The 20,664-nt window shown below is 72.6% G+C and carries 17 protein-coding genes; 5 read left to right on the top strand and 12 right to left on the bottom strand.

Going from position 1 to position 20,664, the window contains the following annotated elements; genetic code table 11:
- A partial coding sequence (locus tag ACFWJ4_RS32260; protein ID WP_030279695.1) for a cold-shock protein occupies positions 1-96 on the bottom strand: 96 nt, incomplete at its 3' end.
- A 459-nt stretch (positions 97-555) separates the two neighbouring features.
- Here ACFWJ4_RS32260 and ACFWJ4_RS32255 point away from each other — a divergent pair.
- Positions 556-918, top strand: a complete 363-nt coding sequence (locus ACFWJ4_RS32255) for a hypothetical protein (RefSeq protein WP_359908853.1) — start codon at positions 556-558, stop codon at positions 916-918.
- 32 nt (positions 919-950) lie between these two features.
- Here the strand turns inward: ACFWJ4_RS32255 and ACFWJ4_RS32250 are convergent, their stop codons facing one another.
- Positions 951-1,802 (bottom strand): aldo/keto reductase, encoded by an 852-nt coding sequence (locus tag ACFWJ4_RS32250; RefSeq protein WP_380550383.1) that lies wholly within the window; start codon positions 1,800-1,802, stop codon positions 951-953.
- 235 nt (positions 1,803-2,037) lie between these two features.
- On the opposite strand from ACFWJ4_RS32250, the gene ACFWJ4_RS32245 reads away from it, so the two are divergent.
- On the top strand, positions 2,038-2,946 hold the full coding sequence (locus ACFWJ4_RS32245; protein ID WP_380550380.1) for a helix-turn-helix transcriptional regulator: 909 nt from the start codon (positions 2,038-2,040) through the stop codon (positions 2,944-2,946).
- A gap of 181 nt (positions 2,947-3,127) precedes the next feature.
- On the opposite strand, the gene ACFWJ4_RS32240 is transcribed toward ACFWJ4_RS32245, so the two are convergent.
- Genes ACFWJ4_RS32240 through ACFWJ4_RS32195 form a run of 10 tightly spaced genes read right to left on the bottom strand, consistent with a single transcriptional unit; the run spans position 3,128 to position 11,229 of the window.
- Entirely contained in the window at positions 3,128-4,318 is a 1,191-nt protein-coding gene (locus ACFWJ4_RS32240) for a Glu/Leu/Phe/Val dehydrogenase dimerization domain-containing protein (protein ID WP_380550377.1), read from the bottom strand.
- Positions 4,315-4,530, bottom strand: coding sequence for an MbtH family protein (locus ACFWJ4_RS32235; protein WP_380550374.1), 216 nt, complete (start codon positions 4,528-4,530; stop codon positions 4,315-4,317). Before ACFWJ4_RS32235 ends, ACFWJ4_RS32240 begins: the two co-directional genes overlap by 4 nt.
- Positions 4,531-4,534: 4 nt before the next feature.
- The gene (locus ACFWJ4_RS32230; protein ID WP_380550371.1) at positions 4,535-5,317 is read right to left on the bottom strand and encodes an indole-3-glycerol-phosphate synthase; all 783 of its coding nucleotides are present in this window, start codon (positions 5,315-5,317) and stop codon (positions 4,535-4,537) included.
- The gene (locus ACFWJ4_RS32225) at positions 5,314-5,997 is read right to left on the bottom strand and encodes an N-(5'-phosphoribosyl)anthranilate isomerase (protein WP_380550368.1); all 684 of its coding nucleotides are present in this window, start codon (positions 5,995-5,997) and stop codon (positions 5,314-5,316) included. The genes ACFWJ4_RS32230 and ACFWJ4_RS32225 overlap by 4 nt, the downstream gene beginning before the upstream one ends.
- A gap of 6 nt (positions 5,998-6,003) precedes the next feature.
- Positions 6,004-7,143 (bottom strand): acyl-CoA dehydrogenase family protein, encoded by a 1,140-nt coding sequence (locus tag ACFWJ4_RS32220; RefSeq protein WP_380550365.1) that lies wholly within the window; start codon positions 7,141-7,143, stop codon positions 6,004-6,006.
- A gap of 30 nt (positions 7,144-7,173) precedes the next feature.
- Positions 7,174-7,548: an ectoine synthase gene (locus ACFWJ4_RS32215; RefSeq protein ID WP_380550362.1), complete on the bottom strand. Its 375-nt coding sequence runs from the start codon at positions 7,546-7,548 to the stop codon at positions 7,174-7,176.
- A 12-nt stretch (positions 7,549-7,560) separates the two neighbouring features.
- Positions 7,561-8,364 (bottom strand): tryptophan synthase subunit alpha, encoded by an 804-nt coding sequence (trpA, locus tag ACFWJ4_RS32210; RefSeq protein ID WP_380550359.1) that lies wholly within the window; start codon positions 8,362-8,364, stop codon positions 7,561-7,563.
- Complete coding sequence (locus tag ACFWJ4_RS32205; RefSeq protein WP_380550356.1) at positions 8,361-9,428, bottom strand: anthranilate phosphoribosyltransferase; 1,068 nt, start codon at positions 9,426-9,428, stop codon at positions 8,361-8,363. The genes trpA and ACFWJ4_RS32205 overlap by 4 nt, the downstream gene beginning before the upstream one ends.
- A 2-nt stretch (positions 9,429-9,430) precedes the next feature.
- Positions 9,431-9,694: an acyl carrier protein gene (locus ACFWJ4_RS32200; RefSeq protein ID WP_359908886.1), complete on the bottom strand. Its 264-nt coding sequence runs from the start codon at positions 9,692-9,694 to the stop codon at positions 9,431-9,433.
- Complete coding sequence (locus ACFWJ4_RS32195; protein WP_380550353.1) at positions 9,691-11,229, bottom strand: AMP-binding protein; 1,539 nt, start codon at positions 11,227-11,229, stop codon at positions 9,691-9,693. Before ACFWJ4_RS32195 ends, ACFWJ4_RS32200 begins: the two co-directional genes overlap by 4 nt.
- A 437-nt stretch (positions 11,230-11,666) precedes the next feature.
- On the opposite strand from ACFWJ4_RS32195, the gene ACFWJ4_RS32190 reads away from it, so the two are divergent.
- Genes ACFWJ4_RS32190 through ACFWJ4_RS32180 form a run of 3 tightly spaced genes read left to right on the top strand, consistent with a single transcriptional unit; the run spans position 11,667 to position 20,649 of the window.
- Positions 11,667-13,433, top strand: a complete 1,767-nt coding sequence (locus tag ACFWJ4_RS32190; RefSeq protein WP_380550350.1) for a condensation domain-containing protein — start codon at positions 11,667-11,669, stop codon at positions 13,431-13,433.
- Positions 13,430-17,506 carry an amino acid adenylation domain-containing protein gene (locus ACFWJ4_RS32185; protein ID WP_380550347.1) on the top strand — a complete coding sequence of 1,359 codons (4,077 nt, stop codon included), beginning with the start codon at positions 13,430-13,432 and terminating at the stop codon, positions 17,504-17,506. The genes ACFWJ4_RS32190 and ACFWJ4_RS32185 overlap by 4 nt, the downstream gene beginning before the upstream one ends.
- Entirely contained in the window at positions 17,503-20,649 is a 3,147-nt protein-coding gene (locus tag ACFWJ4_RS32180) for an amino acid adenylation domain-containing protein (RefSeq protein ID WP_380550344.1), read from the top strand. Before ACFWJ4_RS32185 ends, ACFWJ4_RS32180 begins: the two co-directional genes overlap by 4 nt.
- Positions 20,650-20,664: the final 15 nt, after the last annotated feature.

The raw sequence follows: 20,664 nt of genomic DNA, 5'->3' as shown, positions 1-20,664 counted from the left end.
CGAGTAGTGGGCGAACACGTCCGGGCCGCCACCCTCCTGCTCGATGAAGCCGAAGCCCTTTTCCGAGTTGAACCACTTCACGGTGCCATTAGCCATTAAAAATCTCCTTCAAGGGGCTGTCCGGAGCACGCACAGCGCGAGCTCCGAGTCGCCGCGATGAGCACCCACCCGGGGAAGAGCCGGGAAACAAAAATGCGCCTGCGGAATACATCAGCAGGCGCACACAAAGTTCATGGGAACCACTACTGCAACTAAAACGACTCTAGCAGGCCCGGGCGGGCAACGGGCGGATATTTCACCTCCGGTTTCGCGGAAGCCCCGCCCGGGGCCGCCGGTCCCGAGCGAGGCAGGGACCCAACAGGCTTTGAGGGCAGGATGGTTGGCTGACGTGCACGGTCCGTGGCGGCGCCTCCCACCGGGGTGAATCCGCTGGGCGCGCCGTGTCCGCCCGCGCACCCCTGCGCGCCGGCGCACTCCGAACGGGACACGTCGCCGTCGGCGACCGCTTCACCCGCGACACGTACGGGGACCGGGCCGTGCCCTACCCTGGGAACCATGTCGAACCCTGATGGGCTGCTCGTCGACATCGCCGCGATGGTGGAGTCCGAGCACAGCAACCAGATGGCCTTGACCGTGGTGGTCCCCGGCGCGGTGATCACCGGCAGACTCGCACCGGTGGCCCTGTGGTGGGAACGGGTGGCGGAGGTCCTCCAGGCCTCGGATCACCTGAAGCCGTTCGCCGCCCTCTTCGCCCCGCCCGCGGACGGCCCGCCCGCGCGGCCCACCCACCTCCACCTCCACCGGGCGAAGATCCTGCAGGGCGACTTCGCGTTGCCCCACACCGGCGGCATGTACCGCATCGCCATCGAGGACATCAGCAGTTGGACGATCGGGGACCTCAGCTATTCCGATACCTGACAGCTCCGGCTGCCGTGCTCCCGCTGCGGTGCTCAGCCGTCCAGGCGGCGCTGGCTGAGCCAGGCGACCATCTCGGGATCGCGGTGGTCGAAGAACAGCGTCGTGCCGGTGTCGAGGGCGGCGACGGCGGACATCTGCTCGTGGTCGAGTTCGAAGTCGAAGACGTCGATGTTCTGCGCCATCCGGTCGGGGTCGACCGACTTGGGAATGGTGACGATGCCGCGCTGGATCAGCCAGCGGAGCACGACCTGCGCCACGGACTTGCCGTGCGCCTCGCCGATCCCGGCGAGGACGGGGTTGGTGAACAGGTCGTTCCTGCCTTCGGCGAAGCCGCCCCACGCCTGGTGCCGGACGCCGTGCTCGCGCATGAGGGCCTGGTCGGCGGGGCGCTGGAAGAAGGGGTGGGTCTCGATCTGGTTGACCGCCGGGGTGATCTCGTTGTTGAGGACCAGGTCGAGGAGCCGGTCGGGGTAGAAGTTGGCGACGCCGATCGCCTTGGCCAGGCCCTCGCGGTTGACGGCCTCCATGGCGCGCCACTGGCCGTACACGTCGCCGTAGGGCTGGTGCATCAGGTACAGGTCGACGTGGTCCAGGCCGAGCCTGGTCAGTGAGGTCTCGAAGGCGCGGCGGGCGTTGGCCTCGGCGGGGGCGTCCTGGATCCACAGCTTGGTGGTGACGAACAGCTCCTGGCGGGGGATTCCGCTGTTCTCGACGGCGCGGCCGACGGCTTCCTCGTTGCCGTAGGCGGCGGCGGTGTCCAGCAGGCGGTAGCCGGCGGCGAGGGCCTCGGAGACGGCCTGCTCGGTCCGGTCCGCCGGGATCTGGTAGACGCCGAAGCCGAGGATCGGCATCCGGACGCCGTTGTTCAGGGTGACGTGCTGCATGGGGGCTCCTGGAGCTGGCCGGGTGGAAGGGGGCAGTGGTGGGACAGCCGGTGGCCGGCCGGTTTCGGGGCGTGGCGGTCGGCGCTCGGAGGCGGTCGGCGCTCGGAGGCCCGAAAGATCCCCACCGCCCCGACGTAGCCATTGCAGCACCGGCCCGCAGAGGGCGCGAGGGACGGCTTATCCGTGTACTGGCAGTCACTCCTCCAGATCCTCGACCGGCCGTACCGTGGACGACATGGACAACCAGGCCGAGGCGCGGGACTTCCTGCGCACACGACGCGACCGGATCACCCCCGAGCAGGCGGGGATCGTCGGTGGCGGCCGGCGCCGCCTGCCCGGCCTGCGCCGCGAGGAGGTCGCCATGCTCGCGGGGATGAGCAGCGACTACTACGCGAAGATGGAACGCGGGAACCTCGCCGGCGTCTCGCCCGAGGTGCTCGACGCCCTCGCCCGGGCGCTTCGCCTCGACGAGGCGGAGACCGAGCACCTGCACGACCTCGCCAGGGCCGCGAACCCCACACCGAGCCGCCGCCGCTCCCGCCCCGCACAATCGACGATCCGCCCCTCGCTCCAGCGCTTCCTCGACGCGATCACCGGCGCACCCGCATGGATCGTCAACCAGCGGGCCGACATCCTCGCCACCAACCCGCTCGCCCGGGCCCTGCTCGCCCCGCTGCTCGACGACCCGGACGCCCGGAACAACAGCGCGCGGTTCGTCTTCCTCAGCCCCGCCGCACGCACCTTCTACCCGCAGTGGGAGCGCGCCGCGGACGCCTCCGCCGCGAACCTGCGGACAGCCGCAGGGCGGAACCCGCGCGACAAGGCCCTGACCGACCTCATCGGGGAACTCGCGGCCCGCAGCGACACCTTCAGTAGCAGGTGGTCGGCCCACGACGTCCGCCTGCACCGCACGGGAACCAAACACATCCACCATCCCGATGTCGGCGACCTCGAATTCGTCTACGAGGGCGTCGAGCTGCCCGATCACCCCGGATGGATGATGTACGCCTGCACGGGCGCGGAGGGATCCCCGACCGAGGAACGAGTCAAGCTCCTCGGCAGCCTCGCCGCGACCCGTGCCGACGCGCGGGCCACCACACCCACCCTCCGGCCGGGCGACCAGGACACCCCCACCGAGAGGTGAGCCGGTCGAGCCGCTGGGCGCGGCAGCCGCCCACTGCTCCCCGTCCTTGGACCCTGACCGACTCCGCGAGCGGAGAGCGCAGAGCCCGACGGCCCGGCCCGCCAGGGCGTGCGGTGACGCACTCGTCGCCGGTGACGCTCCGCCCGGCGGCCCGATGGCGAGGGCGCGTCCTCCCGCCGGATCACCGCTCGGCCGGGACCCCCGGTCCGGCGTCGTCCGGGGCCGCGTCGGCCGGGGCGGCGCGCGAACCGAGGAGCTGTGCGACCGGATCGGCGCTGCCCGTGGCGCTCAGCTCCTGCACCAGCTCGCAGTTCCTGGCGATCCTGCCGGCGACCCACTCGCGCAGCCACTCGGACAGCTGCGGGAGCGGCAGGTCGGACGGGGCCAGCCCGGTGAGCACGCAGCCGGTCGCCGCCGCGCCGCCGACGTTGACGACCACGTCCGGCAGGACGGTGTGCCCGGCCTCGCGCAGCAGCCGGCGGGCCGGTGCGGTGCAGCTCAGGTTCCCGCCCTCGACCACCAGGCGGGCCCGGACCGCGGGCACCGCCTCCTCGTCGACCGCGGAGGCGGAGGCCGCCAGCACCAGTACGTCGGCGTCGACGTGCAGCCACGCCTGCCCGGGGCCGTGGACGGTGACCCGGTCGGGCAGCCGGCTCCGGTCGATCGTGCCGTCGCTGCTGGTGAGCGAGGCTAGTTCGGTGACGGGCAGGCCGCGCTGGTCCTCGACGGTGCCCCGGACGTCGGCCACGGCCACCACCCGGTGGCCGTGGGCGGCCAGGTGGCCGGCCACCGCGCGCCCGACGGTGCCGAAGCCCTGGATCGCGATGCGCTGCGGGGTCCGCGCGCCGGAGGCCCGTAGGGCGCCGAGCACCGCGACGGCCACGCCGAACCCGGTGATGTCGGCCATGTGGTCCCACAGTTCGGCCCAGCCGACGGTGAGGCGGGTGGTGCCGGGGAGGCGGGTGACGTCGTACCCGGCGGCCTCGAAGGCCAGCCGCCGGTCGGCGTAGGTGGTGCCCTGGTCGCACCCCAGGTACACCCCGCCGTGCAGCAGCGGGGCCGCGGCGCGGCCGAACTCCCGCATCACCGCCTCCCGTTCGACGGTGGCGCCCGGGTCGGGGGCGATCCCGGCCTTGGCGCCACCGATGGGCAGGCCGACCAGCGCCAGTTTGTGGGTCATCGCCCTGGCGAGCCCGGTCAGCTCCTGCTCGGTCACCGTCCGGGTCATCCTGGTGCCGCCCATGGCGAGGCCGTCGACCATGGAGTCGACGACGACCCAGCCCCGGGCCCGGCACTCCGGGAGGTCCAGGGCGGTGGAGAGCACGGGGCCGGTCGCTCCGCGCGCACCGTGCGGTGCGAGTGTCGGGTTCACTGCGCACCGTCCTCCGGGACGGACCGCAGGCGCAGGCTGCGGGGGCGCATGTCGGTCCACACGCGTTCGATGTGCGCGAGGCATTCGTCCTTCGCGCCCTGCACGCCGACCTCGTGCCAGCCCGCCGGCGACTCGCGGTCGGCGGACCAGATCGAGTACTGCTCCTCGTCGTTGACGACGACCTTCCACTGCTCGGTTGCCGTGCTGGTCATGGCGTTACCTCCGGATGTCGCTGGTGGGTGGGGGGTCCGCCGGGCGGCGGACGCGTGGAGCCGGTTCGGGGCCGGCGTCGGGGGCCGGTTCTGGGCGGGTGCCGAGGCGGGCGTCCAGGCCGTCCAGCCAGCCCGGCAGGCTGGCGGTGCGCAGGAGGCCCGTCCCGACGAGCACACCGGCGAAGCCCTCCCCGAGCAGGCGGGCGGCGTCGTCGGGGCAGCGGATGGCTCCGGCACTCACCGGGCACCGGGTGCCGCTGTTCAGCACCGCGGGCAGGAGCGAGGAGCTCCGCCCGAGGTCGCCCGCGCCGCGTTCGCGGGTGGCGATGTCCTTGTTGTTCACCGCGACCACGCAGTCCTCGGCGCGTGGCACGCGGCTGATCTCCTCCTCGGTGGTGACCTCGACGAACGGCGTCAGGCCCAGGCGCAGGCCGAGGTCGACCAGGTGGCCCAGGGTGGCGCGGGGCAGCAGCGCGGCGGTGAGCAGGACCGCGGACGCGCCGCTCTCGCGGGCCTGGTGCAGTTGGCTCCGGCGGGTGATGAAGTCCTTCTGCAGCACGGGCAGGTCCGTCGCCTCCACGACCTCGCGCAGCAGGTCCGGGGTGCCGCCGAACCACCGCCCGGTCACCACGGACAGGCAGGGTGCGCCGACGGCCCGGTAGTCGGCGACCAGGCGGGTGGCCGACCTGTCACCGAACAGGTCGTTTCCTGCGGCGTCCTGCCGCTTGAGCTCCATGATCACCGGTCGGCGGGCGTCCAGCAGCGCCTCGATGAACGCGGCCGTCATCCGGGCACCCCGCTGCCGTCCGTCGCTCGCCAGCCGCGCCGCAGGGCCGTGACCCGGTCGCTGCTCAGCCGTCCGTCGGGGTCCCTGGCCGCCGTGTCCACGTCGATGCCCAGGAACAGGGGGTGGTCGACCACCTCCCGGTAGTCCTCCCGGTTGCCGGCCGTGATGCCGCCGGCCAGCAGGAAGGGGCGCGAGAGGCGGTCCGCGATCCCGAGGACGGCCGCGCGGTCCGCCGGTTGCCCGGTACTGCCGATCCGGCCGTCCCCGGCCACCGCGTCCAGCAGGAAGAGGTCCGTTCCAGCCCGCTCGTACGCCGCGATCAGGGACCGCTCCGCGCGGGTGTCCGTACCGAGGTGCAGCACCTTGACCACGGTGAGGTCCGTGGTGCTCTTCAGGGCGCGGACCAGGCCCGGCGGCTGGTAGCCGTGCAGTTGGACGAACGGCACCCGGGCCGCGTCCGTCGCCGCGCGCAGCGCCCCGGCGTCGTTCAGGAAGGTCACGAGGACCGGACGCAGTCGCGCCGTTCGGTTCACGGTGTCCGCCAACACCGTCAATTGACGGAGCGTCAGATCCGTTCGACCCCCCGGAACGCCGTGCCACAGGCCGACCAGGTCGGCTCCGGCCCTGTCGAGCGAGGCCACGTCCCCGGCCGAGACGGCTCCGCAGATCTTGACCAGCATCAGGCGTCACAGCCCCAACATGGCGGCGACGCGGTTGCGTTGGATCTCCGAGGTGCCCGAGTAGATCGGGCCGGCGACCGCGTCGCGCACGTCCTTCTCCAGCCCGTACTCGGCCAGGTACCCGCTGCCGCCGAAGATCTGCACGGCGGCCAGTGCGGAGGAGAGGTTGCTCTCGCTGGCGACGAGCTTGCTGACGGCGATGTCCCTCGTGACGTTCTCGCCCTCCGTCAGCCGAACCGCCGTGTCGTAGAGCCATTTCCGTGCGGTGTCCAGGCCGATGCCCATGTCCACGAGCTTGTGGGAGATCGACTGGTACGAGCCGATCGGATGGCCGAACTGGACGCGCTCCTTGGCGTACTCGACGCAGCGGTCGAGCCGGTACCGCATCTGCCCGGTGTTGATGACGAAGGAGCAGAGGATCTCCCACTTCATCACGTGGTCCAGGACCAGGAACCCGGATCCGACCCGGCCGATCACGGCGGATGCGGGGACCCTGCAGTCGTCGAAGTGCAGTTCGCCCAGCGGAGCGGTCCGCAGCCCCATGGTGGCGACGGGTGGCCCGACGACGAGCCCCGGGGTGTCCCGCTCCACGACGAAGGCGGTGATGCCGAGCGGGCCGCCGTTCGGGTGGGTGCGCGCGTAGACCACGAACACGTCGGCCACCGGGCCGTTGGTGATGAAGGACTTGCCGCCCCGCAGCACGAAGCCGTCGTCCTCGCGGGTGGCCGTGGTCCTCATCGCCAGCGCGTCGGAGCCGCTCTCGGTCTCGCTGATCGCGTGCGCCCCGATCGTCTCACCCGAGCAGATCCCCGGCAGGTAACGCGCCTTGAGCTCCGGTGAGCCGAACCGTTGCAGCGGGACCCCGGCGCCGACCAGGTGGGTGGCGACCGAGAAGTTCAGTCCGCCGTCACGGCATCCGGTCCCGAGCTGTTCGAGCACGTGCATGGTGGTGAGCAGATCCTGGCCCAGCCCGCCCCACCGCTCGTCGAACGGCAGGCCGAGGATTCCGGACCTCCGGATCAGCTTCCACTTGTCCCACGGGAAGGCGCCTTCGGCGTCCCCTTCGAGATGGCCCGAGCTGAGTTCCTCGCACCACTGGGCGATCCCCTCGCCCAGGGCGATCTGGTCGGCGTTCCACCTGATCATCTGTCGGTCCTGTCAGTCCTGTCGGTCCTGTTAGTACTCGGAGAAATCGGCTGAGTCCAGGTTGTGGCGTTCGTCGCCGCGCAGCGCGGGCGAGAACACGCACACCAGGCGGAGGTCCTCGTCCTGGCTCGCGATCAGGAAGTGGGCGTCGTGCCGGTCGAGCGCGTACAGCGTGCCCGGCTCGATCGGGTGGGACGTGCCGTCGGCGTCCACGACCTCGCCCGTTCCCTCGATGCAGTAGCAGGCCTCCAGGTGGCGGCGGTACTCCAGCCTCGACTTGGTGCCGGCGCGGACGGTGGTGTCCGTCATCGTGTAGCCCAGGCCGTCGGATTCGAGAAGGAACCTGCGGCTGAGCCCGTTGCCCCAGTCCACGGTCTTCGCTTCGTCAAGGCGTCGGACGATCATCGGGTGTGCCTCCTAGTGGTTGGCTGAATACGGCGAAAGGGTGTGCACGAAGGTGTGGAACTCCTCGACCACGTCGGCCCCTTCGGCGAGGGCCTGCTCGATCCGGGCGACCCCGGCGCTGCCCACGACCGCGGCGTCGGCGCCGAGGTCGTGCAGCAGGGCGATGTCCGCCCCGGAGCGGACGCCGAATCCGACGGCGATCGGTACGGCGGTCGCCGTCCGCAGTTCGGCCAGCGCGGCGGCCAGCTCCCGGCGGTCGGCCGTGAGCCTGCCGCCGCTGCGGCCGTAGTGGGCCACCAGGTACAGGTACGCGGTGGCGCACTCGGCGGCCGCGGCCTTCACCTCGGCCGTCGACGCGGCGTAGCAGGTGGCGACCATGGGCAGTCCCGCCTCCCGCACCGCTTTGAGGCAGCCGGCCCGTAGCCGCGGTGGCAGGCCGTGGACCAGCAGCCCGTGGACGCCCGAGTCGGCGACCCGCCGCACGAAGCCGGGCACGGTCAGGTCCCTGACCGTGTGGCTCCAGTCGGCCAGCAGGGCCACCCGCAGGTGGCGCAGCCGGGGCAGGATCCCGCCGAGGAAGTCGAGCACCTCGTCGAGCTCGCCGCCGTCGGCCAGGGCCCGCTGCGCCGATCGGCGGATGACGGGCCCGTCGGTGACCGAGTGGGGAAAGGGCACCGCCAGCTCCAGGCAGTCCACCCGGCAGTCGTCGAGCATCCGCATGACGTCGGCCAGTACGGGCAGCGGCGGGTCTCCGGCGTTGAGGAACACCGCCAGGCCGGGCCGGTCCGGCGGCCGGTGTGCGAAGAACCCGCTCACCGCGCACGCACCGTGGCCGCCGTGCGGCGCGCCGGCCGGGCGCGCAGGCGCTCGACGAGCTCGCGGGCGGCGCCGCTGCGCAGGGCGTCGTCGGCCGCCCCGATCGCCTCCGGCCATCCGTCGATCAGCCCGCTCGCGACGGCCAGTGCGGCGGCGTTCAGGCGGACGGTCCGCGTCGCGAGACCCGTCCCCTCCCCGGAGAGCACGCCGAGGAAGTGGTCGACCACGTCCTCGCCCCCTCCGGCCGGCCGCAGTTCGGCGATCGCGTCGGTCCCGGTCCCGGTCCCGGTCCCCGGAGCCTCGGCCGGCAGCCGGATCCCGTCGGTGCCGTCATTGGTGAGGACGACGTTGTCGACGGAACTGACGAGCTCGTCGACGCCCAGCTCGTTGGAGCACAGCCAGATCCTCCGGCCGGCGACGGTGGCGGCCGCGGTGGCGGCGACATGGCTCAGAGTCGGCACCAGCGAACGGTCCGAGACGCCGACGAGCTGGGCGGAGACCGGCACCGCGGCCAGGAAGGGGCCGACGGAGTTGATGAATCCGCCGATCATCCGCAGGTCCATCGGCACGATGCTCCGGGCCAGCAGCGCGACCTCCCGCGGGTAGACGAAGTTCCCCGGGAACGCGATGCCGAAGCGTTCCAGCTGGGCCTCGGTCTGCTCGTACGAGGTGGTCCTTCCGATGCCGAGTCGGTCGAGCAGATCGTGGGAGCCGCAGCTGCTCGTGTAGGCGCGGGACCCCGTCTTGACGATGCGCACGCCCAGGGCCGCGGCGACGAACGCCGCCGCGGTGGAGATGTTGAACGTGGCCGGCCCGCCTCCGGTTCCGACGATGTTGGCCGTGCCCTCCAGCCGCGCGGGGACGGCCGGCCGTCGCTCGTCCAGCGAGCGGAGCATCGCGACCAGCGTGTCCCGATCGGGCATCCGGGTGGACAGCGAGGACAGCAGCGCCACCGTCTCGCCGGAGCGCAGCGCGCCGTCGCGCAGCTGCTCCCAGAAGGACCCCCACAGCTCCTGGTCGACGGTGCGGTCCCGGTCGATCAGCGCTCGCAGCACCTCGTGCATGACTAGTGGGAGTCCGTCCGGTGCGGCTGGGCCTCTTCGATGAACCTGCTGATCGAGGCGACGGAGCGGAAGCTGTCCGGGTCGAGGTCGAACTCCTCGACGCGCAGGTCGAAGCGGTCCTCGAGCCAGGCGATCGTCTTGAGCAGGCCGAGGCTGTCGATGACCCCGCCGTCCACGAGGTCGTAGTCGGAGTCCAGCTCGTGCGCGCCGACGTCCGGCAGGAACTCCTCGATGATGAACCGGGTGACTGTCGCGGCGTGCTTCACGTGGCCGTTCCTTCGCTGGACTGGGGCTGGGGCTGGGGCTGGGGCTGGGACGGGGAGCAGGTGCGCTCGATGGGCGCGCGGTCGATCTTTCCGGTGGACGTCCTGGGCAGCGGGTCGTCCACGATCAGCAGGGTGGAGGGGACCGCGGTGAGCGGAAGCCGCTGTGCGCAGTGCCGGCGCAGGGCCAGCGAGTTCAGCCGACTGTCCGGGGCGCGACGGACCACGCTCCGCAGCAGGCGGCCGGCCACCGGGTCGGGCACGGCCAGCACGGCCGCCTCGACGACGTCGGGATGGTCGAGCAGCACCTGTTCGACCTCGTGGGTGTTGACCCGCGTGCCGCGGACCTTGACCTGGTGGTCGTTGCGGCCTTCCAGGGTGATGTGGCCGTCCCGGTCGCGCCGCACGAGGTCGCCGCTGCGGAAGTAGCGCCGCGTCTCCCCTTCGTGGCGGTGGGTCGCGAACCGGTCGGCGTTCTGGTCCCGGTCCAGGTAGCCGGCGGTCTGGAACGGCGTCGCGACATGCAGCTCGCCGGTTCCCGGCCCGGTCACGATCCCGCCGTCGGCATCGACGATCACCGCGTGGACGCCGGGCAGCGGGCGCCCGATCGGCACCGGGCCGTCCGCCGGCTCGGTGCCGTCGACCTCGTGCAGGAAGCTGTCGTTGGTCTCGGTGCAGCCGTAGACGTTGTAGAGCCGCGCGCCGGTGAACAGCTGCGGAAGTTCGGCCAGGCAGCGGGCGGGCAGGCTGTCACCGGTGAAGACGACATGCTCGACCGTGTCGAGCCGCCGGCCGCTCTCCGCGGCCGCGTCGACCAGCAGCCGGTAGAACATCGGTACCGCCTGGACGAGTTGGACCTGATGGCGGGAGACGAGGTCCAGCAGGTGGCCCGGGTGGGTGGCCCGGGCCGGATCGACCAGGACGACGCGGCCGCCGTACTTGAGCGTGGTCCAGATGTCCAGCAGGCACAGGTCGAAGGTGAGCGGGGCGTAGTTGAGGACCGTGGTCCCCCGACGGATGCCGAACCGCTCGCCGGCCCAGGTGGTGAAGCGGTCCACCGCCCCCGTACTCAGCGGCACGATCTTCGGCCGCCCGGTGGAACCGGAGGTGGTGAACATGAAGGAGACGTCGGCGGGCTCCGTATCGCGCGGCGCCCGCGGTTCCGCCGGCCGGTCCCGGGCGCCCGGTCCGGGCGCCCGGGGACTGTCCGGCGTCAGGACGTGCCGGATTCCGGCCCGCTCCACCAAGGCGTGGGACGTTCCCCCCTCCGGAGTGGGCGCCGGCAGCAGCAGAAAGCGCCGCCCTTCGAGCAGGCAGGCGAGCACCAGGGCGATCGTCGGGGGCGACTTGGCGGCCACGATGCCGATCGGCTCGTTCCCGTCCGGGGCGAGCCGGCTGATCCGGACGCGCTCCCGCTCTGCCAGTCGGTGGAGTTCACCGTAGGTCGTCTCTTCTCCGCGCCACACCAACGCCGGATCACCGGGGTGGCCGGTGGCGTGCGAGACGAATGAACCCACCAGGCTCTGCTGCTGCGTCATGCCTTCTCCGAGTTCATGCGAACGAAGTGGGTTCATATTCAACGGATGAGTTCATGCAACGGGTTCACCGATCTCATTCGGAACAATGAAGGGGTCGACGCGAAAGGGGCTCACCCGGCCGTCCACCTGGTGAAAGAAGAATTATCACGTGGCGCCCGTCCACGGAAGTGGGTTGCTCGACCGGCGTCATGATGGCACGTCAGAGACGGTTTCGCGGCCGGTCGCGCCGATGCTAGCCGTCGAGCGTGTTCGATCTACATAAGGAATCCGGTGGACTGGCGTAAAGATTGTCTTGATGCCTGCAACCCTGTTTCCTGTCTTGCGGAGTGAGACGGGAGCTGCCTACTATCCGCCGTACTGATCGCGATGTAGCGAATCGGCGAGGGTATTTCCGGGGCGTTCGAGCGTTCCCGATCGCCGTGAAAGGTGGATCCGTCATGCCTGGCTCCGATCGGCGCGCGCACGCTCCGACCCCGTTGTCCTTCGCCCAGCAACGGCTGTGGTTCCTCGACCGGCTGCGGCCGGGTCGGCCGGACCACAACGTCCCGACCGCGGTTCGCCTGCGCGGCCGGCTGGACCAGGGCGCGCTCGTCCGGGCGTTGACCGAAGTCGTGCGGCGCCACGAGGTGCTGCGCGGCAGGATCGTCGACACCGACGACGGCCCGCGCCACGTCACGGACCCGGTCGAGACCTTCGTGCCGACGATCACCGATCTGACGCACGCCCCGGCGGAGCGGGCCCGGCAGCGGGTCCGGGAGCTGGTGGCCGCCGATCTGGCGACCCCGTTCGACCTCGGGACCGCTCCGATGCTGCGGGCCCGGCTGATCCGCACCGCCCCCGACGACCATCTTCTGCTCCTGGTGATCCATCACATCGCCTGTGACGGCTGGTCGTTGTCGGTGCTGTGGCAGGAGATCTCCACCGGATACGGTGCCGCCGTCGAAGGCCGGCCGATCGCCCTGGCGGACCTTCCCGTCCAGTACGCCGATTTCGCGGACTGGCAACGGAGCCACCAGGACGGAACGGCGCTGCAGGACCAACTTGCCTACTGGCGCGATCACTTGGCCGACCTGAGTCCGTCGGTGCTCCCGACGGACCGGGCCCGCCCCGCGGTGTGGTCGGGCCGGGGCGACCAGGTCGAGATCGAGATCCCCACCGAACTCGCCGACCGCATCCGCGCACTGGGGCGCGCCCACGAGGTCACGCCGTTCATGACGCTGCTGGCCGCCTTCCAGGTCCTGCTCGCGCGCTGCACGGGACAGGCCGACGTGACGGTGGGGACGCCGATCTCCGGACGGACCCGGATCGAGCTGGAGCCGCTGATCGGCTTCTTCGTCAACACGCTCGTCCTGCGCACCGACCTGTCCGGCGACCCCGGCTTCACCGACGTGCTCGCCCGGGTACGGCGGTGCGCGGTGGAGGCCTACGCCCACCAGGACGTCCCCTTCGAACGGCTGGTGCAGGAGCTGCGGCCCGAACGCGATCTCGGCCAGCACCCGCTGTTCACCGTCATGTTCCAGCTGGAGGATCCGCCGGCGCTCCCGTCCGGCCTCCCGGGGATCGAGGTGAGCGGCCATCGGATACCGAACGAGGTGGCGAAGTTCGACATCGAGGTCTCCCTGACGGACCGCGGAGACCGCATCGCCGGCGTCATCCGCTACGCCACCGACCTCTTCGACCGCGACACGGTGCGGCGACTCTCCGAGGGCTTCAGGGCGTTGCTCGACCAGCTCGTCGGCAGTCCCGAACGGCCGATATCGGCGTGGGAGACCCCTCCCGGCCTCCGTGCGAGCCGCTCCGCCCCCGCCACTCCCGCCGTGCCGCCCCCGGCCCCGCGGTCAGATGCCGACCGGGCCGGCGCTCCCGTCGCGAGGACCGTGACCGAGACCGAGCTTCTCGTGCTGGAGACCTGGGCCGAGGTGCTCGGTGCCGCCCCGGACGACGTGCACGGCGACTTCTTCGAGCTGGGCGGCCACTCGCTCCTCGCGTCGAAGATCATGTCCCGACTCGGCCGGGCACTCGACCTCGAACTGCCGGTCACCCTGCTGTTCTTCCACCCGACCGTCGCCGAACTCGCCGACGCCGTCGACGCGGCGTTGCTGGCGGACCTCGGCGCCGCCGAAGCGGAACCGCTCCCCGCCGAAGCCGCACCACTTACCGCCGAAGCCGAACCGCTCCCCGCCGGAAAGGCCCGTCACCCGTGAAGGCACCGCACAGTCGATCCGAGCCCGGCCGACCGACCGGCTCCACGCCGGCCACCACCCGGGCCCTGCTGGACCAACGCGTCCGCGCGGCCCGGAGCAGGGCCGCCGAGGGCGAGCCGGGGGGCGCGGTCCCACGCCGCCCGGCGGGCGCGCAGGTGACGTCGTTCACCCAGGAACGCATGTGGCTGATCGAGCGGCTGTCCAACGGCCCCGCGATGTACAACGTCCACGAGGTCTTCCGGCTGCACGGTCCGCTGGACGTGGCCGCCCTCGGCCACAGCCTCACCGAGCTGGTGCGGCGCCACGAAGTCCTGCGCACCGCCTTCCCCGAGCAGGACGGGCGCCCCGTCCCCTCGGTCGAGCCGGCCCGGCCGCTCGACCTGCCCGTCACGGACCTCCGGGCCGAGCCCGCGGACCGCCGGACGCAGCTGGTCCTCGATCTCGTCCACGCCGAGGTCCTGCGCCCGTTCGACCTGGCCACCGCCCCACTGCTGCGCGCGGCACTGCTGCGGGTCGACGAGGACGAACACGTCCTGGTGGTGGTCGTCCACCACATCGCGGTCGACGGCTGGTCGATGCCGCTGCTGTGGGACGACCTGTCGGCGATGTACCGGAGCCGGCTGGAAGGCCGCGAGCACGAGCTGCCGCCCTTGCGGATCCAGTACGCGGACTTCGCCCACTGGCAGCGGGCCCGCCTCTCCGGCGAACGCCTGCCGCCCCAGCGGAACTCCGCGCTCCACCCGCGCTCGGGGCTGGCCCCACTGCCCGGCCCCACCGACCGCCCGCGCGCCCGGGCCCGCGCGGGCCGGGGCGAGCGGATCACCTTCACGGTGCCCGAGGAACTGGCCGGGCGGTTGCGGCTGCTGGGCCGGCGGCACGGCGCGACGATGTTCATGACGCTGCTCGCCGCGTTCCAGGCCCTGCTCGCCCGCTACAGCGGGCAGTCGGACGTGGCGGTCGGCACCCCGGTCGCGGGCCGCACCCGTCCGGAACTCGACCCGCTGGTGGGCTCGTTCATCAACACCGTGGTCATCCGCACCGACCTCGCGGGCGACCCGAGCTTCGCCGAGCTGCTCGATCGGGTCCGCCGGACCGCCGCGGACGCCTACGCGCACCAGGACGTGCCGTTCGAACGGCTGGTGCAGGAGCTGCGGCCGGCCCGCGGTCTCGACCGCAACCCGCTGTTCCAGGTGATGTTCGCCGGCCTGTCCGACCCGACCGGCTCCCTCCGGCTGGTGGGGACGGAGGTCGAACGGATCGAGGTCGACAACGGCACGGCCAAGGTCGACCTCAGCCTGGTGATCGCCGACGGGCCGGCCGGCCCGGGCGGGACGACCGGGACGGTGGCCTTCGACACCGATCTGTTCGACCGCGCGAGCGTGGAGCGCCTGGTCGGCCACTACCTGCGGCTGCTGGACGCCGCGTCCGGCGATCCCGACCGTCCCGTCTCGCGCCTGGAACTGCTCACCGAGGCCGAACGCGAGGCGCTGCTGGTGGCCGCCAACGCCACCGACGAACCCTTTCCCGCGGACCTCTGCGTGCACGAGCTGGTCGAGGAGCGGGCCCGGCGGACCCCCGACGCGGTGGCGGTCCGCTGCGGCGCCGAGCAACTGACCTACCGGGAACTCGACCGCCGGGCCAACCGGTTGGCCCGGCACCTACGAGCCCGGGGAGCGCGGCCGGAACGCCTGGTCGGCGTGTGCCTGCCACGCTCGGCGGACCTGGTCGTGGCCCTGCTGGCCGTCCTCAAGTCGGGCGCCGCCTACCTGCCGCTGGACCCGGACCTCCCGGCACGGCGCATGTCGTTCATGCTCGCCGACGCCGACGTGCCGCTGCTGCTCACCCAGGACTCCCTGGCCGACCGGCTCCCGAACCACGGCGCCGCGACGGTGCGGATGGACACCGAGGCCCGGCTCATCGCGGCCCGGCCGGAGGACCCGCTGCCACCGCTCGCGACGCCCGCCAACCTGGCGTACTCGATCTACACCTCCGGTTCGACCGGCCGCCCCAAGGCCGTGCTGGTCCCGCACGAGGGCGTGGTCAACTACCTGGTGGTCCGAGGCCGGCAGCTGGACCTCGGCGGGGACGACGTCGTCGCCTCGGTGGCCTCGATCTCCTTCGACGTCATCGTCCCGCAGGTGCTCATGCCCCTGGCCTGGGGCGCGAGCGTGGTGATCGCCCCGTCGGAGGTCGCCGTCGACGGCCCGCGCCTGACGGAGATGATGCGCGAGTTCGGCGTCACCACGCTCATGGCCACACCCGCCACCTGGATCCTGCTGCTGGACGGCGGATGGCAGGGCGGCCGGTTCCAGGCGATCTGCGTGGGTGAACCGCTCCAGCCCGCCCTGGCCCGGCGGCTCCTCGACCGGGTCTCCACGCTGTGGAACGGCTACGGTCCCACCGAGGCGTCCGTCGGCTGTGTCACCCGGCGCGTGGACGCCGAACGGGACCTGGCCCGGCCGGGCGGGTCCGTGCCGATCGGCCGGCCGCTCGGAAACCTCCGGATCCACCTGCTGGACCCGGCGGGCGCCCCGGTGCCCGTCGGGGTACCGGGGGAGATCCACATCGGCGGGGTCGGCGTCACCCGCGGCTACGCCAACCGGCCGGGGCTGACCGCCGAGCGCTTCGTGCCGGATCCCTTCGGTGCGGCCGGCGGCCGGCTGTACCGGACCGGCGACCTGGCGCGGTACCTGCCGGACGGCAGCCTCGTCTTCCTCGGCCGCACCGACGAGCAGGTGAAGATCCGGGGATACCGGATCGAGCTGGGCGAGATCGAGGCCGCGCTGTGCGCGCGGCCCGGTGTCGCCAGGGCCGCGGTGACGGTGCGCGGCGGCGGGACGGACGCCGAACTGGCCGGCTACCTGGTGTGGCAGGACCGGCCCGGTGACCTGGGGGACCTGCGGCGCTCCCTGCGCGAGACCCTGCCCGAGTTCATGGTGCCGACGACGCTGACCGCACTCGACCGGATCCCGTTGACCACCAACGGCAAGGTGGACCGCGGGGCCCTGCCCGCGCCCGCCCGCCACGGCCACGAGGCGGGTGCGCTACCGCCGCGGGACCTGCCGGAACTCCTGATGACCGGGATCTGGGAGCGTGTGCTGGGCACCCCGCGCGTCGGCGTCCGGGACGACTTCTTCGCGCTGGGCGGGCACTCGCTCAGGGCGGTCGAGCTCGTGGAGGCGATCCGGCGGGAGTGGGGGGTCACCGTGCCGCTGAACACGGTGTTCCGCCATCCCACCGTCGAGGGCCTGTGCGCGGAACTGCCCGACGCGTCCCGGGCCCTGCACCGGATCGTCGTCCCGCTGGCCGAAGGTGACCGCCGCCGGGCGCCGCTGATCCTGGTGCACCCGCAGAGCGGCGACGTGTGCTCCTTCCTCCACCTCGCCGGACAGCTCACCGAGCGCCTCACCGAATCCCCTGTGGGCCCCGCCCGGCCCGTCCACGGCCTGGAGGCCGTCGGCTACAACACCGACGAGCCGCCCCTGGCCACCGTCGAGGAGCAGGCGCAGCGCTACCTGCTGGAGCTGCGGTCCGTGCTGCCCGACGGCCCGTACCTGCTGGTCGGCTGGTCCTTCGGCGGGCTGGTCGCCTTCGAGATGGCCCGCCTGCTGGAGGAGCAGGGGAACCCCCCGGGATTCCTCGGGATCATCGACGTCGGAGCGCCCGCGTCCACCACTGGAGCCGACGACGGGTCGGACGGGGACCTCCACGAGCTCGACGAGCAGGCAGCCCTCTCCCTGCTGCTCCACGACGCCGACGACCGGGAGCGCCTGCCCGAGCGGATGCGAACCGAACAACTGCGGCGCATGGCACGGGTGTTCACCACCAACGGCGCCGCCGCCCGGCGCTACCGGTCGGCAGCACGGCTGCGGACACCGATCCACCTGTTCACGAGCGCCGAGACCCACCCCGAACTCGGCGGCCCGGTCGTGGTCCCCGCCCGGTGGCGGGACCGCACCCGGGGGGCGTTGAGCGTGGTCGAGGTCCCCGGCAACCACCACGACATGCTGTCGCCGCCGCACGTCGCCCCCTTCGCCGACGCGCTGTCGGCCGTCCTGGAGGAGCTCGGATGAGCGACGGACACGAGTTGCCGCTGTCGTCGGCGCAGTCCGGCATCTGGTTCGCCCACCACCTGCGCCCCGGCAGCCCCGCCTACAACACCGGCGAGTACGTGGACATCCCCGGGCCGATCGACCCGGAGCTGTTCGAGACGGCCGTGCGCCGCGTGGTGGACGAGACCGAGTCACTGCGGGTCCGCCTCACCGACGGCGCCGACGGCCCCCGGCAGGTCGTCACCCCGGCGTCCGACTGGACGATGCACCACGTCGACCTCACGTCGACACCGGATCCGCTGCGGGCGGCCGAGCGCTGGATGCGCGCCGACCTGTCCACGCCGGTCGGGCTCACCCGGGACCCGCTGTTCCGCCAGGCCCTGTTCACCGTCGCGCCGGACCGCTTCCTCTGGTACCAGCGCGTCCACCACATCGTGGTCGACGGCTTCAGCATGTCGCTGATCGCGCGCCGCGTCGCCAGGACCTACACCGGACTGGTCGAGGGCAGGGGCGGGACAGGACCGGCCTTCGGGCCGCTGAGCCTCCTGCTGGCGCACGACGCCGCCCACCACGCGTCGGAACAGCCCGAACAGGACCGGGCGTTCTGGGCGGCCCGACTGGCCGGCCGGCCGGATCCGGTCAGCCTCGCCAGCCGCTCGGCGGCCGCCTCGGACGGCTTCCTGCGCCGTACCGGCAGCCTCGACGCGCCGACCCTGGCCGCGCTGCGACGGGCCGCGCGACCCGCCGGGGCGAGCTGGCCCACCGCCTTCACCGCGACGGTCGCCGCGTACCTCCACCGCCTCAGCGGCGAACGGGACATCGTGCTCAGCATGCCGGTGACCGGGCGCACCGGCTCCTCCGTGCCGGCCGTCCCCGGCATGGTGGCGAACGTGGTGCCGCTGCGGCTGAGCGTGCACCCCGGACAGGGTCTGTCCGCCCTCGCGCGACAGGTGGCCGAGGAGGTCGCCGCCCTGCGCCCGCACCAGCGCCACCGCAGCGAGGACCTGCGCCGGGAGCTGGATCCGGCACGCTCGGAGCGGGTCCTGTTCGGGCCCGTCGTCAACATCATGTCCTTCTACTACCACCTGGACTTCGCGGGGGTCCGGGCCACCGTGCACAACCTGTCCAACGGGCCGGTCGAGGACCTCTCGTTCTCCGTCTACGACCGCTCCGACGGCACCGAGCCCCGGCTCGACGTCGACGCGAACCCCGCGCTCTACTCCGAGGCCGAACTCGCCGCCCACCAGCAGCGGTTCCTCCGGTTCCTGAACGCGGTGGCCGCCGACCCGGACCGGCCGATCGGCCGGCCCGACCTGCTCACCGCCGCGGAACGGCACCGGACCGTCGTGGCGGGCAACCGCACCACGCGGCCGCTGCCGCACCCGACGGTGCCGCTGGCCTTCGCGGCCGAGGTCGCGCGCAGGCCCGATGCACCCGCCGTGGTGTGCGGGGAAACCACCCTGTCCTACGCGGAGTTGAACGCCCGCGCCAACCGGCTGGCCCACCGGCTCATCGCCCTGGGCGTCCGCTGCGACAGCACCGTGGCCGTGCTCATGGAACGCTCCGCCGACGTGGTGGTGGCGGTCCTGGCGATCGGCAAGGCCGGCGGCGCCTACGTGCCGCTGGACACCCGGGCCCCGACGGCCCGCCTGCGGCGCGTCCTGGACGACACCGGGGCGGCGGTGCTGCTCACCCACCGGGCCACCCGGGAGCACGAACTGTCCCACGGCACACCGGTGGTCGTCGTCGACGCCGACCCCGGCCTCGCCGACGAGTCGGCCACCGATCCCGTCGTGCCGCTGCGCCCGGACCACCTGGCGTGCGTGCTGTACACCTCGGGGTCCACGGGCACGCCGAAGGGCGTGGCCCTGAGCCACCGCAACGTCATCAGCCTGACCGCGCAAGGCTGTTGGCGAGAACAGGACGGCCCGCGCGTGCTCGCGCACTCCCCGCACGCCTTCGACGCCTCCACCTTCGAGTGGTGGGTACCGCTGCTCAACGGGGGCCGGGTGGTCGTGGCCCCGCCCGGGGAGCTGGCGCTCTCGGACCTCCACCGGCTGATCGTCGACCACCGGGTCGGCACGCTGTGGTTGACGGCCGGGCTGTTCCGGGTGTTCGCCGAGGAGTCCCCCGGCACGCTGGCCGGGGTCGGCCAGGTGTGGACCGGCGGTGACATCGTGCCGGCCGACGCGGTACGGCGCGTCCTGGCACGGTGTCCGGACTCCGTGGTGGTCGCCGGGTACGGCCCGACCGAAGCCGCCACCTTCACCACCCGCCGGGTGCTCCGCCCCGGTGAGGCCGTGCCCGACGTCGTCCCCCTCGGCCGGCCGATGGACAACAGGCGGGTGTACGTCCTGGACGAGGCGCTGTCGCCGGTGCCGCCGGGGGTGGCCGGCATGCTGCACGTCGCCGGTGCGGGCGTGGCGCGCGGGTACCTGAACGACCCCCGCCGGACGGCCGGCCAGTTCGTGCCGTGCCCGTTCGGCGAACCGGGGGAGCGGATGTACCGCACGGGCGACGTGGTCCGCTGGAACGCGGAGGGGGAGCTGGAGTTCCTCGGCCGCGCGGACGAGCAGGTCAAGCTCCACGGCTTCCGCATCGAACTGGGCGAGATCGAGGCGGTGCTGGCCGGGCACCCCGCCGTCGCCCAGGCGACCGTGGTCGCCGGCCCGGGTGCCCCGCCCGGCCGGCGTCTGATCGGCTACGTCGTCCCGGCCGGGGACCCGGCGCTCGACCCGGCGTCGGTGCGGGAGCACGCCTCGGCGGTGCTGCCGGACTACATGGTGCCCTCGGTGATCGTCACGCTCGACGCCTATCCCCTGACCCCCAGAGGGAAGATCGACCGGGCCGCGCTGCCTGTCCCGGACCCCGCACCGGCGCCGTCCGGCCCCGGGCCGCGCACCCCGGCGGAGCGGACGATGTGCGCGCTGTTCGCCGAGGTGCTCGGCCGGCCCACGGTGGGCGTCGACGACGGTTTCTTCGCGCTGGGCGGCAATTCCCTGCTCGCCACCAGGCTGGTCAACCGGGTGCGGGTGAGGTTCGGCCGCGAACTCACCCTCGGCGCCCTGTTCCAGGCGCCCACGCCGGCACGCCTGGTCGACGCGCTCGACGACGCCCCGGACGCCGCGGCCGTACCGGACCTCTCACCACGTACACGACTCTGACAGCTCCGACAGCTC

Origin of the sequence: Kitasatospora sp. NPDC127067 (genome assembly GCF_042724755.1) — a bacterium.
Taxonomy (GTDB): domain Bacteria; phylum Actinomycetota; class Actinomycetes; order Streptomycetales; family Streptomycetaceae; genus Kitasatospora; species Kitasatospora lactacystinica.
The sequence above is the reverse complement of the archived record's forward strand: the minus strand, read 5'-3'. Positions and strand labels throughout refer to the sequence as shown.

Coding starts and splice junctions, on each gene's coding strand:
- ACFWJ4_RS32195 (WP_380550353.1), bottom strand. CDS start 11,229: ATGACGCAGCAGCAGAGCCTGGTGGGTTCATTCGTCTCGCACGCCACC.
- ACFWJ4_RS32230 (WP_380550371.1), bottom strand. CDS start 5,317: ATGACGGCCGCGTTCATCGAGGCGCTGCTGGACGCCCGCCGACCGGTG.
- ACFWJ4_RS32255 (WP_359908853.1), top strand. CDS start 556: ATGTCGAACCCTGATGGGCTGCTCGTCGACATCGCCGCGATGGTGGAG.
- ACFWJ4_RS32180 (WP_380550344.1), top strand. CDS start 17,503: ATGAGCGACGGACACGAGTTGCCGCTGTCGTCGGCGCAGTCCGGCATC.
- ACFWJ4_RS32190 (WP_380550350.1), top strand. CDS start 11,667: ATGCCTGGCTCCGATCGGCGCGCGCACGCTCCGACCCCGTTGTCCTTC.
- ACFWJ4_RS32250 (WP_380550383.1), bottom strand. CDS start 1,802: ATGCAGCACGTCACCCTGAACAACGGCGTCCGGATGCCGATCCTCGGC.
- ACFWJ4_RS32220 (WP_380550365.1), bottom strand. CDS start 7,143: ATGATCAGGTGGAACGCCGACCAGATCGCCCTGGGCGAGGGGATCGCC.
- ACFWJ4_RS32235 (WP_380550374.1), bottom strand. CDS start 4,530: ATGACCAGCACGGCAACCGAGCAGTGGAAGGTCGTCGTCAACGACGAG.
- ACFWJ4_RS32205 (WP_380550356.1), bottom strand. CDS start 9,428: ATGCACGAGGTGCTGCGAGCGCTGATCGACCGGGACCGCACCGTCGAC.
- ACFWJ4_RS32215 (WP_380550362.1), bottom strand. CDS start 7,548: ATGATCGTCCGACGCCTTGACGAAGCGAAGACCGTGGACTGGGGCAAC.
- ACFWJ4_RS32245 (WP_380550380.1), top strand. CDS start 2,038: ATGGACAACCAGGCCGAGGCGCGGGACTTCCTGCGCACACGACGCGAC.
- ACFWJ4_RS32225 (WP_380550368.1), bottom strand. CDS start 5,997: ATGCTGGTCAAGATCTGCGGAGCCGTCTCGGCCGGGGACGTGGCCTCG.